At 58.4% G+C, this 11095-nt stretch carries 9 protein-coding genes; 8 read left to right on the forward strand and 1 reads right to left on the reverse strand.

Going from position 1 to position 11095, the window contains the following annotated elements:
• Nucleotides 1-261: 261 nt before the first annotated feature.
• The 6 genes from dnaN (at nt 262) to RCH06_RS05065 (ending at nt 8549) form a co-directional block, all read left to right on the forward strand.
• Nucleotides 262-1368 (forward strand): DNA polymerase III subunit beta, encoded by a 1107-nt coding sequence (gene dnaN / locus RCH06_RS05040; protein ID WP_327080338.1) that lies wholly within the window; start codon nt 262-264, stop codon nt 1366-1368.
• Nucleotides 1369-1467: 99 nt separating this feature from the next.
• Entirely contained in the window at nt 1468-4092 is a 2625-nt protein-coding gene (gyrB, locus tag RCH06_RS05045) for a DNA topoisomerase (ATP-hydrolyzing) subunit B (RefSeq protein ID WP_327080339.1), read from the forward strand.
• Between the two features lie 232 nt (nt 4093-4324).
• Complete coding sequence (locus RCH06_RS05050) at nt 4325-6151, forward strand: ABC transporter ATP-binding protein/permease (RefSeq protein WP_327080340.1); 1827 nt, start codon at nt 4325-4327, stop codon at nt 6149-6151.
• A 138-nt stretch (nt 6152-6289) separates the two neighbouring features.
• Entirely contained in the window at nt 6290-6730 is a 441-nt protein-coding gene (locus tag RCH06_RS05055; RefSeq protein ID WP_327080341.1) for a BLUF domain-containing protein, read from the forward strand.
• A gap of 27 nt (nt 6731-6757) precedes the next feature.
• Entirely contained in the window at nt 6758-7369 is a 612-nt protein-coding gene (locus RCH06_RS05060; RefSeq protein ID WP_327080342.1) for a 3'-5' exonuclease, read from the forward strand.
• 82 nt (nt 7370-7451) lie between these two features.
• Nucleotides 7452-8549, forward strand: coding sequence for a 3-deoxy-7-phosphoheptulonate synthase (locus RCH06_RS05065; protein WP_327080343.1), 1098 nt, complete (start codon nt 7452-7454; stop codon nt 8547-8549).
• An 85-nt stretch (nt 8550-8634) separates the two neighbouring features.
• Here RCH06_RS05065 and RCH06_RS05070 read toward each other — a convergent pair whose 3' ends face one another.
• On the reverse strand, nt 8635-9228 hold the full coding sequence (locus RCH06_RS05070) for a retropepsin-like aspartic protease family protein (protein WP_327080344.1): 594 nt from the start codon (nt 9226-9228) through the stop codon (nt 8635-8637).
• 94 nt (nt 9229-9322) lie between these two features.
• Here RCH06_RS05070 and RCH06_RS05075 point away from each other — a divergent pair, with 94 nt between their 5' ends.
• Together RCH06_RS05075 and RCH06_RS05080 are read left to right on the forward strand one after the other, a co-directional pair.
• Entirely contained in the window at nt 9323-10156 is an 834-nt protein-coding gene (locus RCH06_RS05075; protein ID WP_327080345.1) for a DUF3883 domain-containing protein, read from the forward strand.
• A gap of 159 nt (nt 10157-10315) precedes the next feature.
• Nucleotides 10316-10519, forward strand: a complete 204-nt coding sequence (locus RCH06_RS05080) for a hypothetical protein (RefSeq protein WP_327080346.1) — start codon at nt 10316-10318, stop codon at nt 10517-10519.
• The last annotated feature ends 576 nt before the right edge of the window (nt 10520-11095 follow it).

An 11095-nucleotide genomic window follows, 5' to 3' on the forward strand; every position in this document is an offset into this window, starting at 1 on the left:
TCATTTTTAAGCTGGCTAAAATAGCGCCTGAAAAGCTGTGGATAACTCTCTAACAACTTAGCACTTATCCACAGGCACAAGGAAATTTGAAAAGTTGTTCATATTTCATGCACAGCTTCCAGCCTACTTATGCACAGGGTTTGTAATGTCTCAAGTGATTGACTAATAAGATAAAAAGATGGTTATCCACAAAAAGATACTCTCTCTACTACTACTACTATCTTATATTTAAGAATTAAAGATAAAGATAACAAGGAAAACATGATTGTTCTGAAAGCCACCCAAGACAAGTTTTTAGGCGTACTGCAATCAGTCGCCGGCATTGTGGAACGCAGGCACACATTGCCCATTCTGGCCAATGTGCTCATCCGCAAGACGGGGCCGCTGTTGCAACTCACCACCAGTGATCTGGAAATCCAGATTCGTACGACTGCCGAGCTTGGCGGGGATGAAGGCGACTTCACTACCACTGTGGGTGCCCGCAAGCTGATCGATGTGCTGCGCTCCATGCCCAGCGACCAGACCGTATCGCTCGAATCAAGCCAGAACAAGCTGATTCTCAAAGGCGGAAAAAGCCGCTTCACGCTGCAGACCTTGCCCGCAGAAGACTTTCCGCTGGTGCAGGAAGCGGCCAGCTTTGGCCCGGTGTTTTCGGTTCCGCAAAAGGTGCTCAAGGAACTGCTGAACCAGGTGTCGTTTGCGATGGCGGTGCATGACATTCGCTACTACCTCAACGGCATCTTGTTTGTCGCCGAAGACAAGCAGTTGAGCCTGGTGGCGACTGACGGGCACCGGCTGGCTTTTACGTCGGCGACGCTCGATGTTGAAGTGCCCAAACAAGAAGTGATCTTGCCGCGCAAGACAGTGCTGGAAATGCAGCGCCTGCTCAACGACAAGGAAGGCGCGATAGAGATGCAGTTTGCGGGTAACCAGGCCAAGTTCAGTTTTGAAGGCATGGAGTTCGTTACCAAGCTGGTCGAAGGCAAGTTTCCCGATTACAACCGCGTGATTCCGAAGAACCACAAGAACATCATCACGCTGGGCCGTGCGCCGCTGCTGGCCAGCCTGCAACGCACCGCGATTTTGACCAGCGAAAAGTTCAAGGGCGTGCGGCTGAACATCGAGCCCGGCACGTTGCGTGTAGCCTCGAACAATGCCGAACAAGAAGAAGCTGTCGATGAACTCGACATCGACTACGGCGGCGATTCAATTGAAATAGGCTTTAACGTCACGTACCTCATTGACGCCCTGTCCAACATGAATCAGGACATGGTCAAAATCGAGCTGGCAGACTCCAACAGCTCGGCCTTGCTGACCATTCCCGACAACGCCACGTTCAAATACGTGGTGATGCCGATGCGGATTTAAGGCCGATTGGAGCGCACTACGGCTTAAGCGACAGACAGACCCGCGAAACCTCGCGGGTTTGGTCATTCAAGAGATTGAAGAAATTGGGAACTGCTGGTTATGACTGAAGAAAACAAACCGAACGAAGCTGATCAAGTCCACGTCTCTGAGGGACTGGCGGGCGAAGGAAGCTCCAATTTCCAGCCCAAGATCGATATCAACCAAGCCGGCGCTTCAGAAGCCTACGGCGAAGGCTCGATCCAGATCCTCGAAGGCCTGGAAGCCGTGCGAAAGCGGCCCGGCATGTACATCGGCGACACGTCCGACGGTACCGGACTGCATCACTTGGTGTTCGAGGTGGTGGACAACTCCATTGACGAGTCACTGGCCGGCCATTGCGATGACATTCTGGTCACGATCCACACCGACAACTCGGTCAGCGTGGTGGACAACGGCCGGGGCATTCCAACCGGCATCAAGATGGACGACAAGCACGAACCCAAGCGTTCTGCGGCCGAAATTTCCCTGACCGAGCTGCATGCCGGCGGCAAGTTCAACCAGAACAGCTACAAGGTCTCTGGTGGCCTGCACGGCGTGGGGGTGAGTTGCGTCAATGCGCTGTCAAAAATGCTGCGGCTGACGATTCGCCGGGACGGCAAGGTGCATGTCATGGAATTTTCCAGAGGCTTTGTGCAAAACCGCCTCATTGAATCCGTCAATGGCGTTGAAGTTTCCCCGATGAAGGTGGTGGGCCCGACCGACAAGCGCGGCACCGAAGTCCACTTCTTGCCCGACACCGACATCTTCAAGGAAAACAGCGATTTCCATTACGAAATCCTGAGCAAGCGTCTGCGTGAACTGAGCTTTTTGAACAACGGCGTGCGCATTCGCCTGAAAGACGAACGCACCGGCAAAGAAGACGATTTCTCTGGCACCGGCGGCGTCAAGGGTTTTGTCGCCTTCATCAACAAGGGAAAAACCGTTCTGCACCCGAACGTCTTTGCCGCCATGGGCGACCGCCAGAGCGACCAAGGCACCAATATTGGCGTTGAAGTGGCGATGCAGTGGAACAGCGGCTACAGCGAGCAGGTGCTGTGCTTTACCAACAATATTCCGCAGCGTGACGGCGGCACCCACCTGACCGGCCTGCGCGCCGCGATGACGCGCGTCATCAATAAATACATTGACGACAGCGAGCTGGCGAAAAAAGCCAAGGTCGAGGTGACCGGCGACGACATGCGCGAAGGCCTGTGTTGCGTGCTCAGCGTGAAGGTGCCTGAGCCAAAATTCTCCAGCCAGACCAAGGACAAGCTGGTGTCCAGCGAAGTGCGCGGCCCGGTCGAAGACATCGTCAGCCGCCTGCTGCACGATTACCTGCAGGAGCGCCCGAACGACGCCAAGATTATCGTCGGCAAGATCATTGAAGCGGCCCGTGCCCGTGAAGCCGCCCGCAAGGCGCGCGACATGACGCGCCGCAAGGGCGTGCTTGACGGCATGGGCCTGCCCGGCAAGCTGGCCGACTGCCAGGAAAAAGACCCGGCGCTGTGCGAAATCTACCTGGTCGAGGGCGACTCCGCCGGCGGTTCGGCCAAGCAGGGCCGTGACCGCAAGTTCCAGGCGATTTTGCCGCTCAAGGGCAAGATCCTGAATGTTGAAAAAGCGCGCTATGAAAAGCTGCTGACCAGCAACGAAATCCTGATCTTGATCACCGCTTTGGGCACCGGCATTGGCAAGGGTGGCGGCGTCGGCGGAACGCCCGGCGCTGACGACTTCAACGTCGCCAAGCTGCGTTACCACCGCATCATCATCATGACCGATGCTGACGTGGACGGCGCGCACATCCGCACGCTGCTGCTGACGTTTTTCTACCGCCAGATGCCCGAGCTGATCGAGCGCGGCCACATCTACATTGCCCAGCCGCCGCTGTACAAGGTCAAGGCCGGCAAGGAAGAGCAATACCTCAAAGACACTGCCGCCCTCGACGGTTTCCTGCTGCGCATTGCGCTCAGGGACGCCTATGTGCAGACCAGCGCCGACGAAACCGCCGTGTTGACCGGCGAAGCGCTGGCCGAACTGGCGCGCAAACACCAGCGTGCCGAGTCGGTCATCAACCGCCTGAGTGGTTTCATGGATGCCGAAGCGCTGCGCGCGATTGCCGACGGCGTGTCGATCAACCTCGACACCTTGCTTGAGGCTGAAGCGTCCGCTGTTGCACTGCAAGCCAAACTGCGTGAACTCAACACCACCGGCGCGCCCGCCGATGTGGCCGGCGAGTTTGATGAACGCAGCGACAAGCCGATTTTGCGCATCAGCCGCCGTCACCACGGCAATGTCAAAAGCAGCGTGCTGACGCAAGATTTCGTGATCGGTTCTGACTACGCCACCTTGGCTGAAGCGGCTTCTTCGTTCCTGGGCCTGATCGGCAGCGGTGCCAAGGTCATGCGCGGTGAAGGTGATCGGCGCAAGGAGGAAAAGATCACTGACTTCCGCCAGGCCATGCGCTGGCTGATTGGCCAGGCTGAAAATGGCACGTCGCGCCAGCGTTACAAAGGACTGGGCGAAATGAACCCCGCGCAGCTCTGGGAAACCACACTTGACCCGACAGTACGCCGTCTGCTCAAGGTGCAAATTGATGACGCCATCGAAGCCGACCGCGTGTTCACCATGCTGATGGGCGACGAGGTTGAGCCGCGCCGCGAATTTATTGAGAAAAATGCGCTGCGCGCCGGAAATATCGATACTTGAGGCGGTGCAGGCACCCGCAAAAATGTGTCGGTCAACGGCAACTCTCCTCAGCGCGTCAGGCGTTGTAGCCGCAAAGTGTCCCGTTCATGCGCGCAGAGAATTCATGCCACTGCGCGCATAAGCCGCATGACGCGGGAAAGTACGGCAATGGCATTCGGCTTCGTCTGATAGCTTGAAGGGTGCTGACAAGATAACTTTGCGGCAGCACCTTGACCTACCCGAAAACGATTCCATGTCTTTTACTGATGCCGCGCCGACTGCCTCCAAATCACGGCGTCGCCCTTCCCCATTTTCTCTGGCTGCGTGGAACCGATTCGTCCGGGTCGCCAAGCCTTATTGGCTGGGCGACCAGAGGAAATGGGCCTGGACTTTTCTGGCCCTGCTGATTGTCCTGATGCTGGCTGAAACCCAGTTTGCGGTGATGCTGAACAACCAGAGCGGTGAAATGACCTCGGCCCTTGCGGGCAGGGATACCGACCGTTTTTGGACTTCGGTGCGTGCGTGTCTGGGTATCCTGGCATTTGCAGTGCCGATTTATGCCTTTTATTACTACATGCGCGATGCTTTTGCCAACAAGTGGCGGCGCTGGCTCACGGCGCGCTTTCTGGATGGCTATTTGCATGACCGCAAATACTACGAATTGGGCGCGGGCGGAGAAATTGACAACCCCGACCAGCGCATCAGCGAAGACATCAATACCTTTACCGGCCGGTCTATCCATTTCCTGCTGATTTTTATTGGCTCCATCATGCAACTGGTGGCTTTCAGCGCGGTGCTTTGGTCGATTTCGCATCTGCTGGTGGCTGTGCTGGCGGTGTATGCGCTGGTCGGCACCGTCGTTGCGCTGTACGTTTTCGGGGCGCCGCTGATCCAGCTGAACTTCTGGCAACTCCGGCGCGAAGCTGACTTTCGCTTTGGTTTGATGCGCCTGCGCGAAAACGCCGAATCGATTGCTTTTTATCGCGGCGAAGCCCAGGAGCGCGCGCAAATCGACAGCAAGTTTGGCAAGGTGTACACCAACTTTTCAAGGCTGATCAGAAAGCAGCGCTCGCTCAATTTGTTTCAGCGCGGCTTCAATCAGCTCACGCTGGTGTTGCCCAGCGTGATTCTGGCCGATGGCGTGTTGTCTGGACAGCTCGAAGTGGGCCGCGCTGTGCAGGCCGCCGGGGCATTTGCCGCCGTGCTGGGCGCGGTGGCGCTGATTGTGGATAACTTTGAGAGCCTGAGCCGGTTCGTGGCCGGCATCGACCGTCTGCAAGCGCTGTCTGCCTTGGTGCTGGACGACCCGGCAGAAAAGCCCGTTGCTGACACCAAGCACCCGAAAATTCAGAGCCAGACGGGCGATCGCCTCGCGCTGGACGCCCTCACGCTCTACACGCCGCAGTACGAACGGATGCTCATCAAGGAGCTGACTTTGAGCCTGAAGCCGGGCGACGCGCTGCTCATTACCGGCGACAGCGGCTGTGGCAAAAGCTCCCTTTTACGCGCCATTGCGGGTTTGTGGCGCACCGGCACCGGCGTGATTCATCATCCGCCGCTGGACGATATTTTCTTTTTGCCGCAGCAGCCGTATATGCAGTACGGCACCCTGCGCAGCCAACTCATCTACCCCAGCATCAAGTCAAGCCTGGCTGACGAGCGGCTGCTGCAAATCCTTGAAGAAGTCCACCTGGCCGCGCTGGCCGACCGCGTGGGCGGGATGGACGCCGTGCATGACTGGGCCAAACTGTTGTCCGTGGGCGAGCAGCAGCGGCTGGCTTTCGGGCGTGTGCTGGTACGCCAGCCCCGCATGGTCATTCTCGACGAGGCCACCAGCGCGCTCGACAGCAGCAATGAAAACTCGCTGTATGAACGCCTGCGCGCAAGTGGCACCACCTTGATCAGCATTGCCCACCGCGCCGCCGTGCTGCGCCACCACACCCATGTGCTGCAGCTGACGGGCCAGGGTGCATGGGAGGTGCACGCGGCCAGCAGCTATCGCTTCGACAGCCCGGCATCCGGCGAGGCTAATGAGCTGCCAGCCAAGCCGGGTGATCCGCAACCCTTGGCCCTGATGTAGCTTGATTTCCGGAAAAAAGCGTCGGCAGCCGCCTCAACCCGTTCTGCTTGACCCAACCCGGACGCATTGAAGCGAAAATACCCAATTCGGCTTAAAAACAGACGCACGCCCCTGAACGCCCACCCGCCACTTCCCGTCATGCCATCCCTTCATTCCATCGTCTACACCAGCAGTGCTGTGCTGCCCATCACCCCCGATGACCTGGATGCGCTGCTGGCAGATGCCCGAAATTTCAATCACCAGCATGCCGTGACGGGCGTGTTGCTCCACAGTGGCAGCCATTTCATGCAGTGCTTTGAAGGGCCGGAGGACGCGGTGCAGCGCGTCTACCAGCGCATCTTGGGCAGCCGCATGCACACCGATGTGGTGGAGTTCATGAACCACGGCGTTCCAAAGCGCACCTTCAGCGACTGGTCGATGGGTTCGGCCATGGCCAACCCGTCCGAGCTGCTGGCGCTCTCGACCGCGCAGTGGAGCCAGTTGAACAGCGAATTGACCTTTTCGCCGTTCACGCCGCCGGGCCTGGCCATTCTTCAGGTTTTCTGGAGCCTGCGGCAAAAAGCCGCTAATCATTCTTGACGCCCCGCGTTTTATGACCTGTTTGCCATGACCCTTACCGCCGTTATTGACTTTGAAACCACCGGCATTTCGCCCGGCTGCGGCGACCGCGCCACCGAAGTCGCCATTGTGTTGCTCGAAAGCGGCCAGGTGGTTGACCGTTTCCAGAGCCTGATGAATGCCGGCGTCCGTATTCCGTCCTTCATCACGCAGCTGACCGGCATCACCAACGCCATGGTTGCCAGCGCGCCCGATGCGGCGCAGGTCATGCGCGACGCCAGCCGCTTTGTCGGCGCGGTGCCGCTGGTGGCGCACAACGCCGCGTTTGACCGCAAGTTCTGGCAGGCCGAACTGGAACGCGCCGGGCTGGACGCGCCGCAACCCTTTATCTGCACGCTGCTGCTGTCCCGCCGGCTCTATCCACAGGCGCCCAATCACAAACTCGGCTCGCTGATTGATTACCACCGCTTGCCGCGCACCGGCCAGGCGCACCGGGCACTGGCCGATGCCGAAATGGCCGCCGGCCTGCTGGGCCAGATCCAGCATGACCTGCGCACTCGCCACGGCGTCGCGCAGCCCGACAACGCCCTGCTGATGGCCTTGCAGCGCTGCACCAAAGCAGCGGTTGGCAGCTTCATGGCCAGACACGCGAAATTTTGAATCCTGTATTTGCTATTAATTGCATAGCTGCCAGCGCGCATCCAGCATGCGCCACAGCCCATAAACACCCTAAATCGAGCTTATGAACAACCGAGTCCGCCCTGCTACGCCGCTTTCGACCCACGACACCACCCGCATCGACGACCTGCGCATCGGCGCAGTGCGTCCGCTGATCACGCCCGCGCTGCTGCAGGAATGGCTGCCCACGCCCGACAGCGCACAGGCGCTGGTAGCGGCCAGCCGCGCCGCCATTTCGCGCGTCCTGCACGGCGCTGACGACCGGCTGGTGGTGGTGGTCGGGCCGTGTTCCATCCACGACCATGCGCAGGCCATGGACTACGCCCGCCAGCTTTTGGCGCAGGCCGATGCGTTGCAGGACGATTTGCTCATCGTGATGCGCGTGTATTTTGAAAAACCGCGCACCACCGTCGGCTGGAAGGGCTACATCAACGACCCGCATCTGGACGGCAGCTTTGCCATCAACGAAGGGCTGGAAATGGCGCGCCAGTTGCTGCTCGACGTGCTGGCGCTGGGCATGCCGGTCGGCACCGAGTTTCTCGACCTGCTCAGCCCGCAGTTCATCAGCGATCTGGTGAGCTGGGGCGCGATTGGCGCGCGCACCACCGAAAGCCAGAGCCATCGCCAGCTGGTCAGCGGCCTGTCGTGCCCGGTCGGTTTCAAGAACGGCACCGATGGCGGCGTGAAAGTGGCGGCAGACGCCATCCAGGCCGCACAAGCGCCGCACGCCTTCATGGGCATGACCAAGATGGGCCAGGCCGCGATTTTTGAAACCCGTGGCAACGACGACTGCCACGTCATTTTGCGCGGCGGCAAGCAGACCAACTACGCAAAAGCCGACGTGGACGCCACCTGCGCGCAGCTCCAGGCGGCCGGCCTGCGCGAGCAGGTGATGATCGACGTTTCGCATGCCAACAGCAGCAAGCAGCATGCCCGCCAGATCGACGTGGCCGCCGACGTGGCCGCGCAAGTCGCAGCCGGCGACCACCGCATCATGGGCCTGATGATTGAAAGCCACCTGAACGAAGGCCGGCAAGACATCGTCGCCGGCCAGCCGCTCAGGCACGGCGTGTCGGTCACCGATGCCTGCATCAGCTTTGCGCAGACGGTGCCGGTGCTGCAAGCGCTGGCGGCGGCAGTGCGGGCGCGGCGCAAGGCATAGCCCCGCGCTCCCCAACGGCTAGCTATTCGCGGCAATGGGGTTGCACGGGTAAATTGAAGAACTCGCTATTGACTGCGCTGCGCCGCTACTTGTGGCGCAAGATCATGTGTTCTTTTGAAAGAACCACTTCAAACTTTGACAGAAAGCTTTGGCCCAGCAGCGCGTCGCTGGCGTTGTCGCCCACCAGTCCAACACCGACACGAACGCCTGACACACTAACAGGCCCCAGGGTGACGGGAACTCCGGTCACAATTCGCCCCGGCAAGTCGCCATTGGCGGTTTTGAAAACGGTGGGAACGCCCTTTGCAATTTGGGCTTCGCGCGCAAATTTTTCGCTGACGGTCACCAAGGAGGCACCGGTATCGACCATGAAATTGACCGGTTTTCCATTGACCTTGCCAGCTGCATAAAAGTGCCCATCTCTTGCCCGGGGAATCACCAGATCGCCCGTGGCGGAGACAATAACTGGAGCAGGTTGCAGGTAGCGCGTCATGCCTGCATACAGCACCCCGATGACTGCCAGCCAGAAAAGAGCAATGCCCACCGACCCCCAATTCAAGCGGCTAGACCGCAGGGCTGCTTTGCCCGGTCTTGCGGGCGTCCATAGCGTCGAATTGCTTTCTTTTCTAGCTCGCTCTTTTTGGGCTTCCCGCCACCAGTCACGATCTTCCTGACCCATTGAGTTTCTTTCTGTAAAGGGTTTGATTTTTGCCCAGTCATGTCTCACGTCCTAAGATGGCTGTTTTTGCAATCAAAATTTTTTCAGGGCATCGATGGAGTGGTCACGAGAAGAAGTCGAAGCGATTGTTGCCGACTATCTGCAAATGCTGACGCTGGAGCTTGCCGGCCAAAGTTTCAACAAGACCCAGCATCGCCAGCGGCTGCAGGTCAAACTGAGCGGCCGCTCAAACGCTTCTATCGAGTTCAAGCATTGCAATATCAGCGCCGTCATGCTTCATCTCGGCTTCCCCTATATCCGAGGTTATCAACCCAGATCCAACTATCAGGCGCTCTTGGTAAAAGTTGCCCAAGAGCAAGTGAGCAGCAAAGAAACACTCGATCACGCGGCGCTTGCCGCAGTGCAGCAGCCCGCCATTGCGCCCACCCAGACCGATTTCAGCAATGTAAAGTCCGATGCCCCCAAACGACAGCATCAGGTGAAAGAGGCGATGAATCCTTTGTATTTCAGGGCCGTCAAACGCGACTACCTTGAACGCGAAGCGCAAAACCGATCACTGGGTTTGGCTGGCGAGGCATTTGTGGTTCAGTTCGAGCATTGGCGTCTTGCCCAGATGGGAAAACAGCGACTTGCCGACCAGGTTGAGCATGTTTCCGTCTCGAGAGGCGATGGTCTGGGCTATGACGTTCTTTCCTTCGAATCCGATGGCAAGGAACGCCTGATTGAAGTCAAAACGACAACCTTCGGGCGTGACACGCCATTTTTTGTGTCGCGCGGTGAGTTGGCGCTGTCTCAAGGCGCAAGAGATCAATTTCATCTTTACCGTTTGTTCGAGTTTAGAAAGTCCCCACGCTTTTTCGCGCTGCCCGGCGCGCTTGATCAGCACTGCAGACTGGATCCGGTGACCTATCAAGCTAGCTTTTCCTAGCTTCCAGCAAAGACGCGGCGTTCGGCTCATACCAGCGAAAAAGGCCTTGTCCGACACAGCTTTCGCCGCAAGAGGTGAAGAATGAAACCGTGCCCGGCGCCAGCGTTGCGCTGGGACAGCGCTTCGAGCGATTGATCAACATGCAAAAAGGAAACCATCATGACGAACAAGCAAAACCCGCGCGACAAACAAGAAGCCCACGCTGGCAAGGTCGAAAACGACACCAACAAAATGGGCGACAAAGAGGCCACGCAGCTGAATCAGGGCCAGCGCACGCCTGAAAGCCGCAGCGACCGCGAGGCGCATATTGGCGGCAGCAACCAGTCGCAGTCGCGCCAAGGTAAAGCTGGCAGCGGGCATTGAATGGATGTGACCTTGGCGGGTGATCGCGCTGCAGTTCTTGCGCAGTGAGCCCGTCATCGCATCTCTTTTCATTCGCTGGCGTTTCGCAAGCGGCGGCTGATTTTTCAGCGTCTTTTCACAGCGTAAAGAAATTCCGGGTCTGCGCCTGGCGACGATGAACACGCTTTCATCGCCAGCCGCTTTGCATAAAAATAATCAGTCAAAGCAGGCTCTGGCGCAATAAATGCAAGCGCTGGCAGCTATTAAAAATATAGTATTTCCAGGTTTTCAGGCAAGCGGGTCTGCCGTCCGTCGGTGGGTAAAACGCCGCACGTCATCGCGATGGCACGCATTGCGAATTTGCGCAGCGCGCCTGGCCTCCAGAGCCGTATCGTTGGCAAGGTTGAACCTGGCGACGTGTTTTGCACGGCAGCGCATTGAAGCCATTGGGTCAGGGTTCAGCGGGGCGGCGGCGTGAAGGGCTGGATTTCATGCCGTCTGGGGCGTTGTTGCATAAATTCCCTTGCAGCCGAATGAGCAGGCTGCCGCGCTGGTAGGCTCCCTGACTTTGCCTCGAACATGCGAAAAGACACTCTT

Origin of the sequence: Polaromonas sp. CG_9.5, from assembly GCF_035984465.1 — a bacterium.
Taxonomy (GTDB): Bacteria; Pseudomonadota; Gammaproteobacteria; order Burkholderiales; family Burkholderiaceae_C; genus Polaromonas.